The organism is Streptomyces sp. Act143, assembly GCF_003143935.1.
Taxonomy (GTDB): domain Bacteria; phylum Actinomycetota; class Actinomycetes; order Streptomycetales; family Streptomycetaceae; genus Streptomyces.
Genome location: NZ_QFRX01000001.1, coordinates 1,688,869 through 1,709,277, shown reverse-complemented (window position 1 = coordinate 1,709,277; position 20,409 = coordinate 1,688,869). Strand labels below are relative to the sequence as shown.

Sequence of the window (20,409 nt, the reverse complement as noted above, 5' to 3'; positions counted from 1 at the left end):
CTCAAGGAGTCGATCCACCATGGCGAGCGAAGCGCCGACCGGCCATGCATCCGATCTCGACTGGCTGATGAGCGGACTCGTGCAGCGCGTACCGCACACCACCAGCGCGGTCCTGCTGTCCTGCGACGGGCTCGTGAAGTCGGTCCACGGGCTCGACACCGACAGCGCCGACCACATGGCAGCCCTGGCCTCCGGCCTGTACTCCCTCGGACGCAGCGCGGGCGTCCGCTTCGGGGACGGCGGGGACGTCCGTCAGGTGGTCGTCGAACTCGACTCGACCCTGCTGTTCGTGACCACCGCGGGCTCCGGCACCTGTCTCGCCGTGCTCGCCGGCCGCGAGGCCGACGCGGCCGTCCTCGGCTACGAGATGGCCATGCTCGTCAAGAGCGTCCGCCCCTACCTGGTGACAGCGCCCCGCCGGCACGCCGTCGAATCCCCGGCGTCCCCGGTGATGAGGCCTTGAGCGTGGCGGCGGCCGGCGACGGGCCCTGGCTCGACGACGCGGCCGGACGCCTGGTGCGCCCCTTCACGGTCAGCAACGGCCGTACCCGGCCCAGCGTCGCGCTCGACCTCCTCTCGCAGGTGATGGCCACCGGCGCCACCCCCCTCGGCTACCTCGGCCCCGAGCACACGCAGGCACTCGACCTGTGCCGCGGGCCCGTCTCGGTCGCCGAGGTCGCCGCCCATCTGAAGCTGCCGGCCGCGGTCACCAAGGTGCTGCTGTCGGATCTCGTCGACTGCGGGGCGCTCACCACCAAACCCCCGGAGTTCCACCACAACCCGACTGACCGGGCTCTTCTGGAGGCAGTGCTCGATGGACTACGACGACAGCTCTGATCCCTTCCCCACCGCACTCAAGATCCTGGTGGCGGGCGGGTTCGGAGTAGGCAAGACGACCTTCGTGGGTGCGGTCAGCGAGATCGCCCCGCTCAGCACGGAGGAACTGCTCACCACGGTCAGCGCCGCGACCGACAATCTCGACGGCATCGAGAACAAGGTCGAGACGACGGTGGCCATGGACTTCGGCCGCATCACCCTCGATCCGGAACATGTGCTCTATCTGTTCGGCACGCCCGGGCAGGAGCGGTTCTGGTTCATGTGGGACGAACTCTCCGAGGGCGCGCTCGGCGCGGTCATCCTCGCCGACACCCGGCGCCTGGAGGACTGCTTCGCCGCCGTCGACTTCTTCGAGCAGCGCGGCCTCGGATTCATCGTCGCGATCAACGAGTTCGACGGCTCGTACCGCTACGACCCCGAGGAGGTCCGCGCCGCCATCGACCTCGCCCCCGAAATCCCCATCGTCCGCTGCGACGCCCGGATCTCCAGCTCGGGCGTGCAGACCCTGCTGACCCTCGTACGCCACCTCATCGCCCACGCCCCGGCGCCCGCGCCGAGCCACGGCGCCCACATGTGACCGCCGCCCACCCTTTGCCGCCCTCAACTCCACGGAGCCGCATATGACCTTCACCCAACGCGACGGAACCCGCCGATGAGCTACGACCCGGTGCGTCCCGCCGGTCGCCTGCTGCTCACCCCCGAGGACAAGGAGGCCCCCGCCCGGGCCCGCCGACTGTACGGGCTCGGCCTGGGGCAGCGCCCGGAGCCCGTGCTCGACGCGTTCGCGGACCGGCTCGCGCAGCTGACCGGTGCGCCGTACGCCATGGTGAACTTCATCGACGAGCACCAGCAGTTCTTCGCCGGGCTGCACGTCCCCGCCGTCCGGCCGGTCCTCGTCGACGCCGACGAGACCAAGCCGGAACTCGGCCGCCGGCTGGCGCGTGACCACGGCTTCTGCCCGCATGTGGTCGTGCGGCGCAAGGCGCTGGTCCTGGAGGACGTCAGCGACTATCCGAGGTTCGCCGGCAATCCCGTCGTCGACGAGTTCGGCATCCGCTCCTATCTGGGTGCCCCGCTCATCGACCGCCACGGAATGGTCCTCGGCACGGTGTGCGTGGCCGATGTGGAGCCGCGGCCCTGGGGCCGGACCGGTCTGGAGACCATCAAGTCGGCGGCGGCGGAGCTGGTCGCGCGCGTGGAGCGGATGGAGGCGGACGGCCTGCCTCTGTGAACTTGTGTTCCGCTATGAACTTGTGTGCGGCCACGCCGGCTTCTCGTCGTCAGGGCCGCCTCACACCCCGCCCCGCCAGATGTTGTCGAACGCGGCGTTCTCGATCGCCCGCCGCTGCCGCACCGCCTCCAGTTCCATCACCGCGTCCCCGACGGCCGCCAGCACGGTCGTGACGGTGTCGTCGGTGAGGTCCGTCGGGTCCCCGGCCGGTTCGTCCTGGATGCCGGCCGCGGCGGCCAGGGCGGCGAACACCGGCTCGCCCGAGGCGCGGCGTTCCTCGGCACGCCGCCGCTCCGGGGAGTCCACCAGCGCGGCGTGTCCGGCCCGCCGCGCGATCAGCAGCCCGCGCGGGCGGGCCGTCAGCCCCTCCTGTTCCATGGCGGAGTCGTAAGCCGAGGCCAGTCCGCGGCCCCGCCGCCACAGCCAGTCCTCGACCGACTCGTACGGCTCCTGGTGTACGGCGGTGGCGGCGGCCTCGGTCAGCAGGGGGTCGACGGGCGCCGACTGCGCGCCGGGCACGACCCGGTCGCCGTCCACCCGGAGCACCCCCGCCTCCACGAGGTCGAGCAGCTCGGACGCCGCGAGCGCCAGCGACAGGTCGCCCTGCTCCACGGATCTGCCGGGGCCCGCCTCCAGGGCGGCGATCGCGAGATCACGTGCGGTGTTCATGAGCGGCTCCAGATCGATCGGTCCCAGGTCCCGCATGGACGTCCACGGCCATCTCAACGGGCAGGTCGGCGGCGATGTTCCCCTCAGGGGGCGTGAAGAAGATCTGCGGCGCCGCTTAAGAAAACCTCGATGGACCTGAGGGGGCGTCGTGCGGCAGATTGCTACGCGATCCCACCCCTCTTCCCGGCTGCGGGCCGCTTCGGCGTGCGCGTGGAACGGGAACGCACCCACAGGAGCCGTAGCGGTGAAGGCGCTGGTCAAGGAGAAGGCGGAGCCCGGGCTGTGGCTCGCGGACGTTCCCGAGCCCGCCGTGGGACCCGGCGACGTACTGATCAAGGTGCTGCGCACCGGCATCTGCGGCACCGATCTGCACATCCGGTCCTGGGACGGGTGGGCGCAGCAGACGATCCGTACGCCGCTGGTGCTCGGGCACGAGTTCGTCGGCGAGGTCGTGGAGACCGGCCGTGACGTCGTGGACATCGCCGTGGGGGACCGGGTGAGCGGCGAGGGGCACCTCGTCTGCGGCAAGTGCCGCAACTGTCTCGCCGGCCGCCGTCACCTGTGCCGGGCCACGGTCGGGCTGGGCGTCGGCCGGGACGGGGCCTTCGCGGAGTACGTCGCCCTGCCCGCCTCGAACGTGTGGGTGCACCGGGTCCCCGTGGACCTCGACGTGGCCGCGATCTTCGACCCGTTCGGCAACGCCGTGCACACCGCGCTGTCCTTCCCGCTGGTCGGTGAGGACGTGCTGATCACCGGGGCCGGCCCGATCGGCCTGATGGCGGCGGCCGTGGCCAAGCACGCGGGTGCCCGCAACGTCGTGATCACCGACGTCAGCGAGGAGCGCCTCGACCTCGCCCGCAAGATCGGCGTCAGCCTCGCCCTCGACGTCACCGGGTCCACGATCGCCGACGGCCAGCGTTCGCTCGGACTGCGTGAGGGCTTCGACATCGGCCTGGAGATGTCCGGCAACCCCGTCGCGATGCGCGACATGATCGCCAACATGACGCACGGCGGCCGGATCGCCATGCTCGGTCTGCCGGCCGAGGAGTTCCCGGTCGACTGGGCCCGGATCGTCACCTCGATGATCACCATCAAGGGCATCTACGGCCGCGAGATGTTCGAGACCTGGTACGCGATGTCGGTGCTCCTGGAGGGCGGCCTCGACCTCGCCCCCGTGATCACCGGCCGGTACGGCTACCGCGACTTCGAGGCGGCGTTCGCGGATGCCGCGAGCGGCCGCGGCGGCAAGGTCATCCTCGACTGGACTGCGTAACCCTCACTGGACTGCGTAACTCTTTAGGAGCCTTTCCCATGTTCGACAACGTCCGTGACGATCTCCGCGCCACCCTCGACGAGATCCGCGCCGCCGGTCTGCACAAGCCCGAGCGCGTCATCGGCACCCCGCAGTCCGCGACCGTCAACGTCACCGCGGGCGGCCGCCCCGGCGAGGTCCTCAACTTCTGCGCCAACAACTACCTCGGTCTCGCCGACCACCCCGAGGTCGTCGCCGCCGCCCACGAGGCGCTGGACCGCTGGGGCTACGGCATGGCGTCCGTGCGCTTCATCTGCGGCACGCAGGAGGTGCACAAGGAGCTGGAGGCACGGCTGTCGGCCTTCCTCGGCCAGGAGGACACGATCCTCTACTCCTCCTGCTTCGACGCCAACGGCGGCGTCTTCGAAACCCTCCTCGGCCCCGAGGACGCGGTGATCTCCGACGCCCTCAACCACGCGTCGATCATCGACGGCATCCGCCTGTCCAAGGCCCGCCGCTTCCGCTACGCCAACCGCGACATGGCCGACCTGGAACGGCAGTTGAAGGACGCGTCCGACGCGCGCCGCCGCCTGATCGTCACCGACGGCGTGTTCTCCATGGACGGCTACGTGGCCCCGCTCGCCGAGATCTGCGACCTCGCCGACCGGTACGGCGCCATGGTCATGGTCGACGACTCGCACGCCGTCGGCTTCGTCGGTCCCGGCGGTCGCGGCACCCCCGAGCTGCACGGCGTCATGGACCGCGTGGACATCATCACCGGCACCCTCGGCAAGGCGCTCGGCGGCGCGTCCGGCGGCTATGTGGCCGCCCGCGCGGAGATCGTCGCCCTGCTGCGCCAGCGCTCCCGCCCGTACCTGTTCTCCAACACCCTCGCCCCGGTGATCGCCGCCGCCTCCCTCAAGGTCCTCGACCTGCTGGAGTCGGCCGACGACCTGCGCGTCCGGCTGAACGAGAACACGGCCCTGTTCCGCCGCCGGATGACCGAGGAGGGCTTCGAGATCCTCCCCGGCGACCACGCCATCGCCCCCGTGATGATCGGCGACGCGGCCAAGGCGGGCCGCCTCGCCGAGCTGCTCCTGGAGCGCGGCGTGTACGTGATCGGCTTCTCCTACCCGGTGGTGCCGCAGGGCCAGGCCCGCATCCGCGTCCAGCTGTCGGCCGCCCACTCCACCCAGGACGTGAACCGCGCGGTGGACGCCTTCGTCGCGGCCCGGGCCGAACTGGAAGGCTGAGCCCGAGCACACGGGGGCATTTGAGACAATCGATCCCATGATCGAGGCGCGGCGGCTGCACATCCTCCGGGCGGTGGCCGACCACCGTACGGTGACGGCGGCTGCCGCCGCGCTGTATCTCACCCCCTCGGCCGTGTCCCAGCAGCTCACGGCCCTGGAGCAGGAGACCGGGCACCGCCTGGTCGAACGCGGCGCGAAGGGCGTACGGCTCACCGCGGCCGGCGAGATCCTGCTGAACCACACCAACGCCGTCCTCGCCCAGCTGGAGCGCGCGGAGGCCGAGCTCGCCGCGTACGGGTCGGGCGAGGCCGGCACCGTCACCGTCGCCTCCTTCGCGACCGGGATCGCCCTGGTCGTGGCCCCGGCGGTGGCGAGGCTCGCCGTCACCTCGCCCGGCATCCGCATCCGCGTCCAGGACGCCGAGGGCGACGCCAGTCTGCCGATGGTGCTGGACCGGCAGGTCGACGTCGCGGTCGCCGTGGAGTACCGCGGCGCGCCCCCGGCCGACGACCCCCGGCTGACGCACGTGCCCCTGTACGCCGAGCCCTTCGACGCGGTCGTCCCGGTGAGCCACCGGCTGGCGGACGCCGGCGAGGTGCCCTTGGGCGAGCTGGCCAAGGACCCGTGGATCGGCCCCTACCCGGGCAATCCCTGCCATGAGGTGGTCGTCCTGGCCTGCGAGAACGCGGGCTTCCAGCCCAGCCTCGAACACTCCTCGGACGACTTCCGCGCGGTCGTCGCCCTGGCCTCGGCCGGGGCGGGCGTGGCGCTCGTCCCGCGCTCGGCGCTGATCGGCATGGACCTGACGGGCGTGGTCGTACGACCGGTCGACGGCGTCGCACCCACCCGGCGGGTGTTCGCGGCGGTGCGGCGGGGCGCGGAGGGGCATCCGCTGATCCGCCCGGTGGTGGAGGCGCTGGCGGGGGCGGCTGAGAGCGGTACGTAACCTACCTGTTTCACATTTGGGATAGCGTCCCGGATATGAAACAAACGGAAGCCGAGACCGCTCCGGACCCCGTCGACACCCGCCTGGGTGCCCGCCTGGCCGAACTGCGCGCCGAACGCGGCTGGTCCCTGGGCGAGTTGGCGGACCGCACCGGAGTGAGCAAGTCGACCCTGTCCCGGGCGGAGCGCGCGGAGACCAGTCCCACCGCCTCCCTGCTGAACCGCCTGTGCGCGGTCTACGGGCGGACCATGTCCCAGTTGCTCAGCGAGGTCGAGACCGAGCCCGTGCTCCTGGTCCGGGCCGCCGAGCAGCCCGTGTGGGAGGACCGCGCCTCCGGTTTCGTACGCCGATCCGTGTCGCCGCCGCACAGCGGACTGCGCGGCGAACTCGTCGAGGGACGGCTCGCCCCGGGCTCCGACATCGCCTACGACCGGCCACCCGTGCCCGGCCTCGAACAGCACATCTGGGTGCTGGAGGGCGCTCTCGCCCTGACCGCCCAGGACGTCGAGCACCGGCTCGACACGGGAGACTGCCTGCGCCTGCGGGTGTGGGGACCGACGCGGTTCCGGTGCGCCGGGCCGGAGCCGGTGCGCTATGTGCTGGCGGTGGTGCTGCCGTGATCGTCGAACGACTCGACGCGGATCAAGTCCTGCTGCACGCAGAGGAGTTGGCCGACCTCGTGGTCGACACCGTGGACGGCGGCGCCTCGATCGGATTCCTCGCGCCCCTGGACCGAGCGGCGGCCGTCGCCTGGTGGCAGGAACGGGCCGCCGGCGCGGCGGCCGGACACCTCGCCGTATGGGTCGCACGTGACGACGACCGGACCCTCGGCACCGTCAGCCTGGCCTTCCCCGACAAGCCCAACAGCCGCCACCGCGCCGAGCTGGTCAAGCTGATGGTGCACCGGGACGCGCGGGGGCGCGGCCTGGGACGCATGCTCCTGGCGACCGCCGAACAGGCCGCCGCCGAGGCCGGCCTCACCCTGCTCCACCTCGACACCGAGACCGACAGCCCGGCCGAGCGCCTCTACGCCTCGGCGGGATGGACCAGGGCCGGCGTGATCCCCGACTACGCGGCGGACCCGGGCGGGGTGCTCCGCGGCACCACCCTCTACTACAAGCACCTGCGGACGACCGCTCCCACCAGGTGATTGTCAGTGCCGGACGCTACGGTGCGTGTCATGCCGGATGCCGAAGACGTACGCCGTATCGCCCTGTCCCTGCCGGACACCACGGAGAAGATCGCCTGGAGCATGCCCACGTTCCGGGTCGCGGGGAAGATGTTCGCCACGCTGCCCGAGGAGGAGACCTCCCTCGCGGTGCGCTGCCCCAAGGAGGAGCGGGACGAACTGGTGCTCGCCGAGCCGGGGAAGTTCTGGATCGCCGACCACGAGGCGCAGTTCGCCTGGGTGCGGGCCCGCCTCGCCGCCCTGGAGGACGAGGACGAGCTGCGGGACATCCTGGCCGACTCCTGGCGCCAGGCCGCCCCGCCCCGACTCCTCGACAGCTATCCCGAGTTGGGGCGTCCGGCCGTGGAGTGAAATACCCCGGGGGCTGTCAGTGCCCCGTGGCATGATCCGAAGGCGTGACGGGTGGAGAGGACGGGTCTTCGTTCGTCGCGGGGTGCGGATGGTGCCGGGGAGGGGCGTGAGGGATGACCGGGGTGTCGTCGAAGGGCGAGGCGGAGGCGCACGGCACGCGTGCCGACGACGTCGCCCGGCGCCGCAGGGGCGAAGGGGCCCGGCCCGCCGTCTGGTCGCGTGACTTCGCCCTGTTCTTCGTGGCGCGTGCGGTCGCCGCCCTCGGCCACACCGTCCTGCCCGTCGCCCTCGCCGCCGGCCTGCTCCAGCACGGCTACGGCGCGGGCGCGGTGGGTCTCGCGATGGCCTCCTCGGCCGCGTCCTTCGCCGGGCTCGTGGTCTTCGGCGGCGTCATTGCCGACCGCTTCGACACCCGCAAGGTGATGATCGGCGCCGACCTGGTGCGGCTGGGCACCCAGACCCTCGCCGCGGCGCTCTTCTTCGCCGGGCATGTGGTGCTGTGGCAGATCTGCGCCATCGGCTTCGTGAACGGCGTGGCCGGGGCCCTGTTCCAGCCCGGTGTCGCCAGCACCGTCCCCCGCCTCGCCACCGACGTCCAGGGCGCGAACGGCGCGATACGCATCGCGGAGGCCGGCGCCCAGCTCGCCGGACCCGCCCTCGCCGGACTGCTCGTCGGCTTCGCCTCGGCCGGTGGGGTCTTCGCCGTCGACGCCGCCATGTACGCGGTCAGCGCCCTGTGCCTGCTGGCGCTCCGGCTGCCACCACGCGCCCTCGACGACGGGCCGGCCCCGCGCGCGGCGAGCACCTTCCGGGCCGATCTGGTCACCGGCTGGCGGGAGTTCAGAGCCCGCACCTGGCTGTGGGGCGTGATAGCCATCTGGGGCCTGTACATGATCTCCGTGTCCGGCCCGACCACGCCCCTGGTCGCCACCGAGGTCGTCCAGGACCACGGCCCGCGCGCCTACGGCCTGGTGAACTCCGCGCTCGGCGCCGGGACCGTCGTCGGCGGACTCCTCGCCCTGCGGCTGCGCCCCCGCCGGATGCTGCGCGCCGGGTCGATCGCCCTGGTCGGCTTCGGAGCCTTCCCCGCGGCCGTCGGCGCGGGCCTCGGCCTGCCCGCCATGATGGCCGGAGCCGCCGTCGCCGGTACGGGCATGGCGTTCTGGAGCGTCATGTGGTCGACCAGCATCCAGACCCAGGTCCCGCCCGACGCCCTCAACCGCATCCACGCCTACGACGTCGCGGGCTCCCTCGCCCTGATGCCGGTGGGCCAGGCGCTCGCGGGCCCGTCCGCAGCGGCCCTCGGCGCCGACCACGTCCTGCTCGTCGCCGGGGTGATGAGCCTGGTGGTCTGCGGTGCGTTGCTCGCGGTGCCGGCGATCCGCAACCTCGTGCGCGTCGATACCGTCGTCGTCGATAAACGGGTGCGCGACCACTGACCCGAGTGCGGTATTGTTTCCCTGCACGTTCGGCCGGGGGAAACCCCAGGTCAGACGGACACCGGGACGTGGCGCAGCTTGGTAGCGCACTTGACTGGGGGTCAAGGGGTCGCAGGTTCAAATCCTGTCGTCCCGACGGTGTGAAGGGCCTTCACAGGCGACAGCCTGTGGGGGCCCTTCTTCTTGTTCTCCCCAAGTCGTGCTGGTCCACCGGCCCCGCCGCCTCGCGCCACCCTGTGCCTCGCCGTGGGTACGGTGCCGCGCAGCGCACCCACGTTTACGCTCACGCGAGGCTCACCCACGTGCGCCGCTCCGCGGAACGCGTCATCGCGTCCAGCGCCGTCGCGCTCGCCACGGCGTCGACGAGGGTCGCCCCGTACGGCGTGCCCTCGGCGATCGACCGCAGGAACCCGTACGCCTCGATCACCTTCAGGTCGTCGTAGCCCATCGTGTTGGCCGCGCCCGGCTGGAAGGCGCCGAACTCGCCCGCCCCCGGGCCGACGTAGACCGTGCTGACCGGCTGGTCCTGGTAGGCCGTGCCGCGGCTGACGCCCAGCTCGCCCATGCGGCGGTAGTCCCAGAAGACCGCGCCCGTCGTGCCGTGGATCTCGAAGCCGTAGTTGTTCTGCTCGCCGACCGAGACCCGGCAGGCCTCCAGGACGCCCCGGGCGCCGGAGGCGAAACGCAGCAGGCAGTTGACGTAGTCGTCGTTCTCGACCGGGCCCGGCGCGCCGCCGGTCGCGCGGGTGTGGCCGGCGGTGGCGCCGGTGGGGCGGGCCCGCTCGGGGACGAAGATCGCGGTGTCGGCGGTCAGCGACTCGATGTCGCCGAGGAGGTGGCGGGCCAGGTCGACGCCGTGCGAGGCGAGGTCGCCCAGCACTCCGCTGCCGCCCCGCTCCAGCTCGTACCGCCAGGTCAGGGCACCCTCGGGGTGGGCGGCGTAGTCGCTGAAGAGACGGATGCGGAGGTGCGTGACGGTGCCGATCTCACCGGCGGCGATCAGCTCCCGGGCGGCCTGGACGGCGGGGGCGTTGCGGTAGTTGAAGCCGACCGTGCCCTGGACACCGGCCTTGGCGGCCGCGCCCGCCACCGCGCCCGCGTCCCCGGCCGTCAGGCCGACCGGCTTCTCGATCCAGAGGTGCTTGCCCGCCTCGGCCATCGCGACGCCGATCTCGCGGTGCAGGAAGTTCGGGGCGGTGATGCTCACGGCCGCGACCCGTGGGTCGGCGGCCACCTCGTGCCAGTCGCGGGTCGCGGAGCCGAAGCCGTACTGCCCCGCCGCCTGCTCGGCGCGGCCGGGGACCTCGTCGGCGACCGTCACCAGCTCCGGCCGCAGCGGCAGCTGCGGGAAGTGGTGCGGCAGCCGGGCGTAGGCCTGGGTGTGCACCCGCCCCATCCAGCCGAAACCCACCACGGCGATGCCGAGCCTGTCCACGTTGACCGCCCTTCCTCGGACCCGGTTTTGGACCGTTCCAAACCCTTGTCGGCCCACGATGGGACCGGCAGCAGCAGGTGTCAAGGTCTTGCCGGGCGAGGGGTGTGTATGGAACGGTCCACAGCATGAGGACCCCGACCATCCGCGACGTCGCCGACCGAGCCGGCGTGTCCAAGTCGCTGGTCTCGCTGGTGCTGCGCGGCTCCGAGGGCGTCCGTCCGGAGAAGCGCGCGGCCGTCCTCGCCGCCGTCGAGGAACTCGGATACCGGCCCAACGCCGCCGCCCGCAGCCTCAGCGAACGCCGCACCCGCACGGTCGGCGTGCTCCTGAACGACCTGCGCAACCCCTGGTTCGTGGAGCTCCTCGACGGACTCAACTCGCGGCTGTACGACAGCGGCCTGCACATGCTGCTCGCCGACGGGCACCTCAACCGCCGCCTCGGCGAGGACCTCACCCGCACCTTCACCGAGCTGCGCGTCGACGGCCTGATCGCGGTCGGCACGCTCCAGGACCCCGAGGCCCTGCGCACCGCCGCCGGGCAGGTCCCGACCGTCGTCGCGGGCGCCCGCGAACCGGAGCTGCCCGGCGTGGACGTCGTCGCCAACGACGACGAACAGGGCGCCCGCCTGGCCACCGAGCACCTCATCGGGCTCGGCCACCGGCACATCGCGCACATCGCCGCCCAGGGCGCCGTGGGCGCACTGCGCCGGCGCAGCTTCGAGGCGGTGATGCGCGAGCACGGGCTGGCCGCTACGGCGGTCACGGAACAGGGCGACCTGACCGAGGAGGGCGGCTACCGGGCCACCGTGCGCCTGCTCAGCCGCCCGCGGCCCCCCACCGCGATCTTCGCGGCCAACGACATGACCTGTGTCGGCGCGCTGTCCGCCGCCGAGGAGAGCGGCCTGCGGGTGCCGCGGGACCTGTCCCTCGTCGGCTACGACAACACCTACCTGTCCCGGCTGCGCCACCTGTGGCTGACCACCGTGGACAACGCCAGCCGGGACGTGGGCCGGCGGGCCGCCCAGCGGCTCCTGGACCGGATCGACGACCCGGACCGGCCGCGCGAGGTCGAGCTCGCCACGCCCGTCCTGGAGGTGCGCGGCAGCACGACGCCGCCCCGCTAGCCGGCCCGCCTGCGCCGGTCGGCCCCGCCCGACCGCCGGCGAGCCAGCCGAGTTGCTCCGGAGTCGGCACGTCGATGAGCAGCTCGCGGACGAGCGCCACACGCCCCGGCACCGCCGAACTCTCCAACTGGCCTGCCCGGTACGTCAGTCCGCTCCTGGTGCTGCACAACGCCACGGTGAGCGCGCTCATGCGCGTCTCGCGCAGGCGTCCCGGGCGCGCCGCCCCTCCTCGTCCAGCAGCCGGCGTGGTGCGGTCATGCCCTCGCCGTGGAGGTCAGCCGCCGCCGTCGAGCTCGGTGCACTGGCGGACCACGCGCAGCTCATGGCCGTCGAGCTCCATCTCGTACAGCTTGCCCCGCGCGTTCTCGAACGGCCGGTGCAGGATCATCATCAGCCGTCCCTCGAAGGTGCGGAACAGCATGCCGTGCCCGCTGTCGTCGCGGACCAGCGGCCGCCGCTGCCGCCAGGGCCCGCGCAGGTCACCCGACTCGGAGACGGCGTACGTCTGGACGTAGCCGCCGCTGATGTTCCCGTCCGGACCCACCACGTTCTTCTCGTACGTCGACCACAGCATGAGCAGCGAGCCGTCGGGGGTGGGGTACAGCTGGGGGCCGTCGGTGATGTACGGCGGGAGCTGGGCCGGGACGCCGGCGGGGATCTGCTCGCCGAGCCAGGGGGCGTCGGAGGCCTTGAAGAGGTGCACCGGATCGCTGACGGTCCGCGTCAGGTCCGGGGCCAGCCGGATCGCCTCCATGGTTCCGTCGACGGTCTGCAGCCACTCGTGCGCGTAGACCATCCAGGGCTGCCCGTCCCGGTCGACGTGGAGCGTGCCGTCGAGGGTCATCAAGTGCGCGGGTGGGGTGGGGCGTTCGGGGTCGACGACGGTGAACGGGCCCAGCAGGGAGTCCGATACGGCGGTGACGGTGCCGCGCAGGTGGTTCCGGAGCTGGAACGGGGTGCCCCATCGGGTCGGCGGCGGCACCGGGAGCGGCCGGTGCTCGTCGTGGAGGGTGGTGAACAGGTAGTACCGGCCCGCCCACTTGTGCACCTCGGGCGCCCAACCACCGTCCGTGGCCCAGATGTTCGTCTGGTCGGCGGTGCGGAAGACCGGCACGGGAGGCGTCCAGTCCCGCAGGTCGTGGCTGCGGTAGGCCATTGTGCCGGTGCCCTGCACGCCCGACACCGACGGCTCGTTGGAGGTGTAGAGGTAGTAGGTGCGGGTCTCTTCGTCGGCGACGACGAACGGATCGTGCAGCGGCATGTCGGGCAGTCGCATCGGCCGCATGGGTGCGCTCTCAACCACGGGCCGAACAATACGTCGGTGTGGCGCGCGGCGGGAGATCAGGGCCGAGCGGCGGCGAGGACCTCGTGGGCGAGCGTGACCAGGTCGGGGATGGCCGGGTGACCCGCTCCCTCCCGCCAGGCGAGGACGACGGGGACGGGCGGCGCGCCGGTGAGCGGGCGGTAGACCAGCGAGGGGTGGGCGTGGCTGCCGGGGGTGGCCGTCGTGGAGATCCCCACCGCGCGGCCCGCCGCGATGGTCATCAGCCACTCGTCGGTGTTCGTCACCTCGATGGTCGCCAAGGGGCGGGCCGTCGGCGGCCACAGGTCCATGGTCGTCGTACCGGCCACGGTGTTCAGCGCGATCGGGCTGTCGACCAGGTCGGCCAGGGTGACCCGGGGGAGTGCCGTCAGCGGGCTGTCGGACGGCAGGACCGCCACCCGCTCCTCCCAGGCCAGCAACTCGGTGCGCAGCCCCGGCGCGGTGACCGCGCCCCGCAGCAGGGCGGCGTCCACCCGGCCCCGGGTGAGGCCCGCCGTGCGGTCGTCGACGCGGAGCAGTTCGAGCCGGGTGCCGGGGTGGGTCTCGTCCCAGCGGCGCAGCAGCGTGACGGTGTGGTCGCCGAGCGCCGCCCAGGGATGGCCGAGCCGCAGCGGCCAGCTGCTCAGCCCGCCCGGGTCCAGGGCGGTGTCGACCGCGGACACCGCGGCGGCGGCCTTGTCACGGAAGACCCGGCCCTGCGCGGTCAGCTCCAGATGATGGGTGGAACGGTCGACGAGCCGGGCGCCCAGATGGTCCTCCACCTGGCGCAGCGTGCGCGACAGCGCGGGCTGGCTCATATGGAGGCGGGCGGCGGCACGGGTGATGCTGCCCTCCTCGGCGATGACGAGGAAGGCCCGCAGGTGCCGCAGTTCCACGGTCATGCGTCCAGAGCATAACCACAGGGAAATCGGCATTTCACGCCGAGCCGTGGGCTGCCTAGCGTGAACGCCATGACCTCTACGGTGACCAGTTCGCCCGCTGTCGTCCGGCACCCCGCGGGGCGGGGCAGCCTCGGCGGCGTCGGCCTGGTGCTGGTCGGGGCGGTGTCCGTCCAGTTCGGGTCGGCCTGTGCCGCGCTCCTGTTCCCGCGCGCCGGGGCGCTCGGCACGGTCGCGCTGCGGATCGCGTTCGCCGCGGTGCTGCTGCTGACCGTCACCCGGCCCCGGCTGCGCGGCCACTCGCGCGCCGACTGGGCGGTGGTCACCGGCTTCGGCCTGGCCCTCGGCGGCATGAATCTCCTCTTCTACCAGGCCATCGCCCGCATCCCGCTGGGCGCGGCCGTCACCCTGGAGGTCCTCGGCCCGCTCCTGCTGTCCGTGCTGGTCTCCCGTCGCGCGGCGAGCTTCCTGTGGGCCGGGCTCGCGCTCACGGGCGTCTGCCTGCTCGGCGGCGGCGACTTCGGGAGCATCGACCCTGTAGGAGCGGCCTTCGCGCTGGGCGCCGGGGCGATGTGGGCGGCGTACATCCTGCTCAACGCCCGCGCGGGTGCCCGCTTCCCGCGCCTGGACGGCCTCGCGATCGCGATGTGCGTCGCCGCGCTCGTCAGTCTGCCGCTCGGTGTCGGGGCGTCGGGGGCGGCACTGCTGGAGCCTGGGGTGCTCGGGTTGGGCCTCGCCATCGCGGTGCTGAGCTCCGGAGTGCCGTACACCCTCGAACTGCTCGCCCTGCGGCGGCTGTCCGCCGCGACCTTCGCGGTCCTGATGAGTCTGGCGCCGGCGCTCGCCGCGACGGCGGGCTGGCTGGTGCTGGGGCAGGGGCTGTCGCTGCCGCAGTGCGGGGCGATCGGGATGGTGGTGGCGGCGAGTGCGGGGGCGGTGCGGGTGGGAGGGCGATGAGAGGGAGCCCCGCGTTGCTCGCTGCGTCAGAGCTCCCTCCCGGCGGCCGAGGGAGTTACCGCTGGGCCGCCCTGCGCCGCCGTACGGCCACGACCGCGCCCGCGCCCACGGTGAGCGCCGCGGCGGCCGCGCCCGCGAGCGGCAGCGCCGCGCCGGAACCGGTGCTCGCCAGGTCGCCGTCGGCCGTCGTGGTGCCGGTGGTGCCGGTGGTGCCGGAGGCCGGGGAGCCGCCGGAGTCCGTGGCGCCGCCGCTGGAGCCGGAGCCGCCGCCCGTGGACGACGCCGAGCCGCCGCCGGTGCTCGACGACCCGCCGTCGGAGCCGGACGAGCCGCCGGTGACGTTGAGCGTGATCTCGGCGGTGTCGTTCTCGGGGGTCTTGTCGTACGGCCGGGCCTGCCCCGTCAGCTTCAGCGAGCCCTTGGCGCCGGAGACCGCCTTGTCGAGCCGCAGCTTGAAGGTGTGGGTCTCGACGGCGTTCTCGTTCAGCCAGCGCTGGGCCGTGCCGCACTCGTAGACCCCGGTCGCGACCTTGGCACAAGGGCTCTTGGTGACGGTCGCGCCCTCCGGGATCGTGACGCGGACCTTGGTCACCGGAGTGTCCTGCTTGCCGAGCACCCAGGCGGGACCGGCGTTGACGAGCTTCACCTCCAGCGGCACCGTGTCGCCGACCTTGCCGCTGAGCATCGCGTCGGTGACCCGGAGGTCGGCGGTGTTCGTCGCGTTCACCGACACGTCGGCGTCGTCCCAGCCCTCGTGCTCGGCGCTGCCCGGCTCGGCCGGGGTCTCGTCCGGCCGCTCGACGAGCTTCACGGCCGGACCGGTACCGGGCACCGGCTCGCCGCCGCCGTCACCGGGGAGCGAACCGTCGGTGTCCACCACCACGCGGAGTTCGTCGTGCAGGGCGTGGCCGAGCACGTCGAGTTTCAGCGGCTTCTCGGGGCGTAGACGACACCGGGCTCGATGGTCTGGTCGAACTCGCAGATCGCGTAGGACTTGTCCGGCAGCTCGTCGTAGGAACCGACGTCGAAGCGGACGCAGTTGGAGGGCAGCTCCGTGTGACTCAGCCCGTGGGTGACGGAGTACTCGAGGTAGACCTTGTCGAGCGCCTGGGCGCCGGTGTTGGTGAAGCTGACCGGGACGTCGTAGGTGCCGCCCGGCCGCAGGCCGTCGACCGTCGGCGCCATCTCGCCCAGCACCAGCTCGGGCGTCGACGAGGGGGTAGGGGTGGGGGCGGGGCCGGCGGCGACCGCGGGCGCGGCGCCCAGCGCCATCAGCGCGACGGCGCCGAGGGTGCCGAGCGCGCCGGTGGCCTGTCGGAGCGTGCGGGTGCCGGGGGCGGCGGGGAGCATGAAGGTCCTTCGGGTGGGGGGAGAGTGCCGGACGGATGAACGTGGGGGAACGCGTTCCCGAAGATCAGACGCTCGCGCGTGCCGAACGGTTGTACAGCACATCTGTCCCGGCGTTCACAGCGCCTCGGTCAACCGCTGCCCACCACCCCTGACCGACCCGGTGTCCACAGCCCTTGCGGAAGCCGGTGTTCACACCCCGTCGGTGAAACGGTCGAGCAGCGCGTCCAGCCCTGCCACCAGCCCCTCCGGCCCGCCCCGTGCCGCGAGGCCGGGTGCCGCCGCGCGCAGGCGGGGCAGCTCCTGCGGCGGCATGTGGTGCAGGCCGAGGCGGAAGGCGGGGTCGGGCTCCTCGGGGCTGTCGACCATGGCCTGGAGCTCGACGGACACATAGCCCAGCACCCAGGCGGTGAAGACGCGGAACACGCCGACGGAACGGTCCGTCCCGAGCCCGGCCTCCTCCAGCAGGGCGATCACCCGCTCGTGGTGCCGCAGGGTGGCGAGTGGCCGACGGGCCAGGGGGACGGCCAGCATGCGGGTGGCGAGCAGCGGTACGACCTGGGGATGGGCGAGGCAGACGTCGTAGGTCGCGCGGGCGATCCGTCCGAGCTCGGCCCGCCAGTCGGAGGCGGCGGTGCCGGCGGTCAGCCGTTCCTCCAGTTCCAGGTGGAGCGCCTCGACCAGGCCGTCCAGGAGGGCGTCCTTGCCGGCCGCGTACCGGTAGAGGGCCATCGCCTCCACCCCGAGCTCGGCACCGAGGCGGCGCATGCTCAGCGCGGAGAGTCCCTCGCGGTCGACGAGGTCGAGGGCGCTGGCGAGGACGCGTTCACGGCTGAGGCGGCCGTAGCGGCCGCGGTCGCCGGCGCGGCGGGCCGGTGCGGCGCTCTCGCCGTCCTGCTTGCCCGCCCTCGCCCGGTCCTTGGCCATGCCCTGCCTCCTGCTGATCGGTCGCTGCCCTGTACCGCGCTCACTCGTGTTGACTCTATGCACCCACGGGGGCAAGGTGTACGTATACGGCGTAAATATACGCTCTTTGGAGCAAGCGATGACAGTCCACCGGTCGCGGCCCCGGCCCCGGCTCCGGCAGGACCGGGGAGCCGGCGCGCGGGGAGTGCCCTTCGCCGCCCGGCGGGCGGCGCGCCGTGTCCTCGCCTCCGGCTGGGTGACCACGGGTCCGGACCGACGACGGCGCCCAGGTGTTGGGCCGCCGCATCGTCGGACCGGCCGTCGCAGGAGCCGGAACGGTGATCGCCGGCTCCTGCGACCGGCCGCGCGGGCAGCCGCCCGACCGGGAGCGGCCGTGACCACCCGCCGCATCGCCCTCGCCGAGGCGGCGTGCGCGCTCACCGCTTTCCCTTCGGATGCCGCGCCGACCCCGCGTACCCCCGCGGGTTGAGCTGCCGGAACCGCCACGAGTCCCGGCACATGTCCGCCAGGTCCCGGGTGGGCCGCCAGCCCCAGGCGCGGGCGACGGCGGACGCGTCGGCGACCAGCTCGGCCACGTCACCCGGACGCCGGTCCACGATCTCGTACGGCACCTCGCGGCCTGCCGCGTGCCGGTACGCGGCGACCGCGTCCAGCACCGAACTGCCCCTGCCCACACCGAGGTTGAACACCCGCATACCGGCCGAGCCGGCCAGGTGGCCCAGTGCCACACGGTGCGCCTCGACGGTGTCCATGACGTGGAAGTAGTCACGGACCGCGGTTCCGTCGTGCGTGGGGTAGTCGCCGCCGAAGACGCGCAGCAACGGCCGTCGGCCGGAGGCCACTTGGGCCATGTACGGCATCAGGTTGTCCGGCTCGCCGCGCGGGTCCTCGCCGAGCAGTCCACTGGGGTGGGCGCCGGCCGGGTTGAAGTGGCGCAGACTCAGCACGGTCCACTCGGGGCGGCGGCGGCAGACGTCGGCGAGGATCTGCTCGCACAGTCACTTCGAGGCGGCGTAGGGGTTGGCGGGCCGGGCGGGGACCGACTCGTCGAGGGGGCCGGGGCCGGCGTCGCCGTAGAGCGAGCAGGACGAGGAGAACACCAGGCGGTGCACGCCGTGCTCGTGCATGGCCCGCAGCAGCGCGGTGGTGCCGCCGACATTGGTGTCGTAGTACTCCGTGGGCCTGCGCATCGAGGCGCCGACGGCCTTGAGCGCGGCGAAGTGCACCACGGCGTCGGCGGCGTGCCGGTCGAAGACGGCCGACAGGGAGCGCCGGTCCCGTATGTCGAGTTCGTAGACGGCGCCGACGAAGCGGCCGGCGATCCGCTCCACGCGGGTGAGGACCTCGGGCGTGCTGTTGGAGTAGTCGTCGACCACGATCAGTTCGTAGCCGTGGTCGAGCAGCTCGACGCAGGCGTGGGAACCGATGAAACCGGCTCCGCCCGTCACGAGGACGGTGGACGGGGGCCGGGGCCGCTGCGCGTCATGGCACGACGCTCCCGAGAGGCCGCAAGAACGACGTATGTTTACGACGTATACCTACGACTGTGCACGCGTGGCCCGGGGGCGTCAAGGCCGGGCGGCCCGGCCGGTCAGATCATGCACCCCACATGCGCCAGCGCCTGCTTCAGCAGCACCCCGTGCCCGCCCGGCATCTCGGACTGCACCGCCTCCGACACCGCCTCGTGCGGGCTGAACCAGACCAGGTCCAGGGCGTCCTGCCGGGGCCGGCAGTCGCCGGTGACCGGGACGACATAGGCCAGCGAGACCGCGTGCTGACGGGGGTCGTGGTACGGCGTGATGCCCTGGGTCGGGAAGTACTCCGCCACCGTGAACGGCTGCGGGGCGGCCGGGATGCGGGGCAGGGCCACCGGGCCGAGGTCCTTCTCCAGATGGCGCAGCAGCGCGTCGCGGACCCGCTCGTGGTGCAGGACCCGGCCGGAGACCAGCGTCCGGCTGACCGTTCCGTCGGGACCGATGCGCAGCAGCAGGCCGACGCTGGTGACTTCGCCGCTGTCGTCGACGCGCACGGGCACGGCCTCGACGTACAGGATCGGCATCCGGGCCCGCGCCTGCTCCAGGTCGTCGGTCGTCAGCCAGCCGGGCGTGGTTTCGGTCATGTCAGACATTGCTTGATCATACTTTCAGGAGGGGCCGGGAAGGCGGTAGACCCGGCGGGCATTGTGTGCTCCCGCCCACTCTGCGAGCCGCAGGGCGTCGGGCAGGCTCAGTTCGTCGGCGTCCACCCGGTCCTGGAGCAGTTCGCCCAGTCCCCGGCGGAACGCCAGCGCGCCGAGCCGGTAGAACTCGGCAAGACCGTAGGCGTCGGAGCTGTACAGCAGTTTGCGGAACGGTGTGATCTCCAGTGCCTCCTCCAACACGGCCCGGGCACGCGCGGGGCCCACGTGATGCAGCGTGAGACCGACGTCCAGGTGGACCTGCTCGAAGACCGCCGCCAGATAGGCGGCCTGCCGCTGGTACGGCCAGCAGTGCAGCAGCAGCACCGGGATCGTGCCCGCGGTCAGGTGCAGCCAGTCCGTGAGGAGGGTGGGGTCCACCCGGTGCAGGCGGATGTCGTTGTCGCCGAAGCCCGTGTGGAGTTGGAGCGGCAGCCCCAGGTCGACGGCGGTCCACAGCAGGTGCCGTACCAGGACCGGGTCCGCCAGCCGCCCGCCCGCGGCGAGCCGCCGCCGCGCCGCCCGCTCCACCTCCGCGGCGGACGGGCGGGCCGGGTCCAGGTCGAAGCCCGTGCGGTAGGCGGCCACGGACTTCACCGCCACCACCCGCGGGCGCTCCACGGCCTGGAGGGCGGCAGCGCGGAAGGCGTCGGCGTAGTCGCCGGGCTCGACGCCCTCCGCCACCATTGCCTCCTCGACGCTCTCCAGCCGTACGACCTCGTACACGTCGTCCGCGACCGGACCGGCCGGCCCGAAGCCGGTGTCCACGCAGTACGTGCCGGTGCCCGACGCCTCGAGGAAGCGCCGGTTGACTTCCCGCGGGCCCAGCTCCGCCCGGCGGGCCAGGTACACCTCCGCCGGGGCGTGCCGGTCCAGGTCCAGCAGGGGTGCGCAGTGGCGGCGCACCGAGACGCCCACCGGGGTGTCGAAGGGCGAGATGCCGCTGCCCGGCCATCGGCCGCCCTCGGTGAGGAGCGTCTCGAAGCCGTCCCGGTCCAGGTCCGCCGTGACCACGCCATGACAGTGGTGGTCGACCAGGCTCAGCGCGGCGAGCGCCTCGTGGACGGCGGTCAT

Annotated in this window: 22 protein-coding genes, 1 tRNA gene and 1 pseudogene; 14 read left to right on the top strand and 10 right to left on the bottom strand. The window is 72.8% G+C overall.

Annotated features, from left to right (window positions below; genetic code table 11):
• Positions 1-19: 19 nt before the first annotated feature.
• The 4 genes from DI272_RS07670 to DI272_RS07655 all read left to right on the top strand — a co-directional run bounded on the left by DI272_RS07670 (position 20) and on the right by DI272_RS07655 (position 2,068).
• The gene (locus tag DI272_RS07670; RefSeq protein ID WP_109494607.1) at positions 20-463 is read left to right on the top strand and encodes a roadblock/LC7 domain-containing protein; all 444 of its coding nucleotides are present in this window, start codon (positions 20-22) and stop codon (positions 461-463) included.
• A gap of 2 nt (positions 464-465) precedes the next feature.
• Complete coding sequence (locus DI272_RS07665; protein ID WP_109494606.1) at positions 466-837, top strand: DUF742 domain-containing protein; 372 nt, start codon at positions 466-468, stop codon at positions 835-837.
• Positions 815-1,414, top strand: a complete 600-nt coding sequence (locus tag DI272_RS07660; protein ID WP_046257443.1) for an ATP/GTP-binding protein — start codon at positions 815-817, stop codon at positions 1,412-1,414. Before DI272_RS07665 ends, DI272_RS07660 begins: the two co-directional genes overlap by 23 nt.
• A 75-nt stretch (positions 1,415-1,489) precedes the next feature.
• A complete protein-coding gene (locus tag DI272_RS07655) occupies positions 1,490-2,068 on the top strand; it encodes a GAF domain-containing protein (RefSeq protein WP_109494605.1) in 579 nt (192 codons plus the stop codon).
• A 60-nt stretch (positions 2,069-2,128) separates the two neighbouring features.
• Here DI272_RS07655 and DI272_RS07650 read toward each other — a convergent pair whose 3' ends face one another.
• A complete protein-coding gene (locus DI272_RS07650; protein ID WP_109500730.1) occupies positions 2,129-2,737 on the bottom strand; it encodes a GPP34 family phosphoprotein in 609 nt (202 codons plus the stop codon).
• Positions 2,738-2,981: 244 nt separating this feature from the next.
• On the opposite strand from DI272_RS07650, the gene tdh reads away from it, so the two are divergent.
• The 8 genes from tdh to DI272_RS07610 all read left to right on the top strand — a co-directional run bounded on the left by tdh (position 2,982) and on the right by DI272_RS07610 (position 9,303).
• Positions 2,982-4,010, top strand: a complete 1,029-nt coding sequence (tdh, locus tag DI272_RS07645) for an L-threonine 3-dehydrogenase (protein ID WP_109494604.1) — start codon at positions 2,982-2,984, stop codon at positions 4,008-4,010.
• Positions 4,011-4,048: 38 nt separating this feature from the next.
• Entirely contained in the window at positions 4,049-5,242 is a 1,194-nt protein-coding gene (locus DI272_RS07640; RefSeq protein WP_109494603.1) for a glycine C-acetyltransferase, read from the top strand.
• Positions 5,243-5,279: 37 nt separating this feature from the next.
• Entirely contained in the window at positions 5,280-6,188 is a 909-nt protein-coding gene (locus DI272_RS07635; protein ID WP_109494602.1) for a LysR family transcriptional regulator, read from the top strand.
• Between the two features lie 35 nt (positions 6,189-6,223).
• Positions 6,224-6,808: a helix-turn-helix domain-containing protein gene (locus DI272_RS07630; RefSeq protein ID WP_109494601.1), complete on the top strand. Its 585-nt coding sequence runs from the start codon at positions 6,224-6,226 to the stop codon at positions 6,806-6,808.
• Positions 6,805-7,338 carry a GNAT family N-acetyltransferase gene (locus tag DI272_RS07625; RefSeq protein ID WP_109494600.1) on the top strand — a complete coding sequence of 178 codons (534 nt, stop codon included), beginning with the start codon at positions 6,805-6,807 and terminating at the stop codon, positions 7,336-7,338. Before DI272_RS07630 ends, DI272_RS07625 begins: the two co-directional genes overlap by 4 nt.
• A 30-nt stretch (positions 7,339-7,368) precedes the next feature.
• Positions 7,369-7,728: an MmcQ/YjbR family DNA-binding protein gene (locus DI272_RS07620; RefSeq protein ID WP_181387114.1), complete on the top strand. Its 360-nt coding sequence runs from the start codon at positions 7,369-7,371 to the stop codon at positions 7,726-7,728.
• Positions 7,729-7,841: 113 nt separating this feature from the next.
• Positions 7,842-9,167, top strand: a complete 1,326-nt coding sequence (locus tag DI272_RS07615; RefSeq protein ID WP_109494598.1) for an MFS transporter — start codon at positions 7,842-7,844, stop codon at positions 9,165-9,167.
• A 62-nt stretch (positions 9,168-9,229) separates the two neighbouring features.
• A tRNA-Pro gene (locus DI272_RS07610) sits at positions 9,230-9,303 on the top strand.
• Positions 9,304-9,450: 147 nt separating this feature from the next.
• On the opposite strand, the gene DI272_RS07605 is transcribed toward DI272_RS07610, so the two are convergent.
• Complete coding sequence (locus tag DI272_RS07605; RefSeq protein WP_258314485.1) at positions 9,451-10,602, bottom strand: Gfo/Idh/MocA family protein; 1,152 nt, start codon at positions 10,600-10,602, stop codon at positions 9,451-9,453.
• 125 nt (positions 10,603-10,727) lie between these two features.
• On the opposite strand from DI272_RS07605, the gene DI272_RS07600 reads away from it, so the two are divergent.
• Complete coding sequence (locus tag DI272_RS07600) at positions 10,728-11,726, top strand: LacI family DNA-binding transcriptional regulator (protein ID WP_109494597.1); 999 nt, start codon at positions 10,728-10,730, stop codon at positions 11,724-11,726.
• Positions 11,727-12,000: 274 nt separating this feature from the next.
• On the opposite strand, the gene DI272_RS07595 is transcribed toward DI272_RS07600, so the two are convergent.
• Positions 12,001-13,011 carry a glycoside hydrolase family 43 protein gene (locus DI272_RS07595; RefSeq protein ID WP_109494596.1) on the bottom strand — a complete coding sequence of 337 codons (1,011 nt, stop codon included), beginning with the start codon at positions 13,009-13,011 and terminating at the stop codon, positions 12,001-12,003.
• A 56-nt stretch (positions 13,012-13,067) separates the two neighbouring features.
• On the bottom strand, positions 13,068-13,931 hold the full coding sequence (locus tag DI272_RS07590) for a LysR family transcriptional regulator (protein WP_109494595.1): 864 nt from the start codon (positions 13,929-13,931) through the stop codon (positions 13,068-13,070).
• Positions 13,932-14,000: 69 nt separating this feature from the next.
• Between DI272_RS07590 and DI272_RS07585 the strand changes: the two genes are divergently transcribed.
• Positions 14,001-14,885, top strand: coding sequence for a DMT family transporter (locus DI272_RS07585; protein WP_109494594.1), 885 nt, complete (start codon positions 14,001-14,003; stop codon positions 14,883-14,885).
• 55 nt (positions 14,886-14,940) lie between these two features.
• Here DI272_RS07585 and DI272_RS07580 read toward each other — a convergent pair whose 3' ends face one another.
• From DI272_RS07580 to DI272_RS07555, 6 genes and pseudogenes are all read right to left on the bottom strand, one after another.
• The gene (locus DI272_RS07580; protein WP_109494593.1) at positions 14,941-15,801 is read right to left on the bottom strand and encodes a hypothetical protein; all 861 of its coding nucleotides are present in this window, start codon (positions 15,799-15,801) and stop codon (positions 14,941-14,943) included.
• Between the two features lie 8 nt (positions 15,802-15,809).
• Complete coding sequence (locus tag DI272_RS07575) at positions 15,810-16,235, bottom strand: hypothetical protein (RefSeq protein ID WP_109494592.1); 426 nt, start codon at positions 16,233-16,235, stop codon at positions 15,810-15,812.
• Between the two features lie 189 nt (positions 16,236-16,424).
• On the bottom strand, positions 16,425-17,159 hold the full coding sequence (locus DI272_RS07570) for a TetR/AcrR family transcriptional regulator (protein WP_109494591.1): 735 nt from the start codon (positions 17,157-17,159) through the stop codon (positions 16,425-16,427).
• A 416-nt stretch (positions 17,160-17,575) separates the two neighbouring features.
• Positions 17,576-18,607 (bottom strand): annotated as a pseudogene (gene galE, locus DI272_RS07565) (UDP-glucose 4-epimerase GalE).
• A gap of 143 nt (positions 18,608-18,750) precedes the next feature.
• Positions 18,751-19,287, bottom strand: coding sequence for an NUDIX hydrolase family protein (locus DI272_RS07560; protein WP_109494590.1), 537 nt, complete (start codon positions 19,285-19,287; stop codon positions 18,751-18,753).
• A gap of 15 nt (positions 19,288-19,302) precedes the next feature.
• A complete protein-coding gene (locus DI272_RS07555) occupies positions 19,303-20,409 on the bottom strand; it encodes an amidohydrolase family protein (RefSeq protein ID WP_109494589.1) in 1,107 nt (368 codons plus the stop codon).

Coding starts and splice junctions, on each gene's coding strand:
- DI272_RS07615 (WP_109494598.1), top strand. CDS start 7,842: ATGACCGGGGTGTCGTCGAAGGGCGAGGCGGAGGCGCACGGCACGCGT.
- DI272_RS07570 (WP_109494591.1), bottom strand. CDS start 17,159: ATGGCCAAGGACCGGGCGAGGGCGGGCAAGCAGGACGGCGAGAGCGCC.
- DI272_RS07575 (WP_109494592.1), bottom strand. CDS start 16,235: ATGCTCCCCGCCGCCCCCGGCACCCGCACGCTCCGACAGGCCACCGGC.
- DI272_RS07585 (WP_109494594.1), top strand. CDS start 14,001: ATGACCTCTACGGTGACCAGTTCGCCCGCTGTCGTCCGGCACCCCGCG.
- DI272_RS07640 (WP_109494603.1), top strand. CDS start 4,049: ATGTTCGACAACGTCCGTGACGATCTCCGCGCCACCCTCGACGAGATC.
- DI272_RS07560 (WP_109494590.1), bottom strand. CDS start 19,287: ATGTCTGACATGACCGAAACCACGCCCGGCTGGCTGACGACCGACGAC.
- DI272_RS07595 (WP_109494596.1), bottom strand. CDS start 13,011: ATGCGGCCGATGCGACTGCCCGACATGCCGCTGCACGATCCGTTCGTC.
- DI272_RS07635 (WP_109494602.1), top strand. CDS start 5,280: ATGATCGAGGCGCGGCGGCTGCACATCCTCCGGGCGGTGGCCGACCAC.
- DI272_RS07670 (WP_109494607.1), top strand. CDS start 20: ATGGCGAGCGAAGCGCCGACCGGCCATGCATCCGATCTCGACTGGCTG.
- DI272_RS07660 (WP_046257443.1), top strand. CDS start 815: ATGGACTACGACGACAGCTCTGATCCCTTCCCCACCGCACTCAAGATC.
- DI272_RS07620 (WP_181387114.1), top strand. CDS start 7,369: ATGCCGGATGCCGAAGACGTACGCCGTATCGCCCTGTCCCTGCCGGAC.
- DI272_RS07555 (WP_109494589.1), bottom strand. CDS start 20,409: ATGACCGCCGTCCACGAGGCGCTCGCCGCGCTGAGCCTGGTCGACCAC.
- DI272_RS07590 (WP_109494595.1), bottom strand. CDS start 13,931: ATGACCGTGGAACTGCGGCACCTGCGGGCCTTCCTCGTCATCGCCGAG.
- DI272_RS07655 (WP_109494605.1), top strand. CDS start 1,490: ATGAGCTACGACCCGGTGCGTCCCGCCGGTCGCCTGCTGCTCACCCCC.
- DI272_RS07650 (WP_109500730.1), bottom strand. CDS start 2,737: ATGAACACCGCACGTGATCTCGCGATCGCCGCCCTGGAGGCGGGCCCC.
- DI272_RS07630 (WP_109494601.1), top strand. CDS start 6,224: ATGAAACAAACGGAAGCCGAGACCGCTCCGGACCCCGTCGACACCCGC.
- DI272_RS07600 (WP_109494597.1), top strand. CDS start 10,728: ATGAGGACCCCGACCATCCGCGACGTCGCCGACCGAGCCGGCGTGTCC.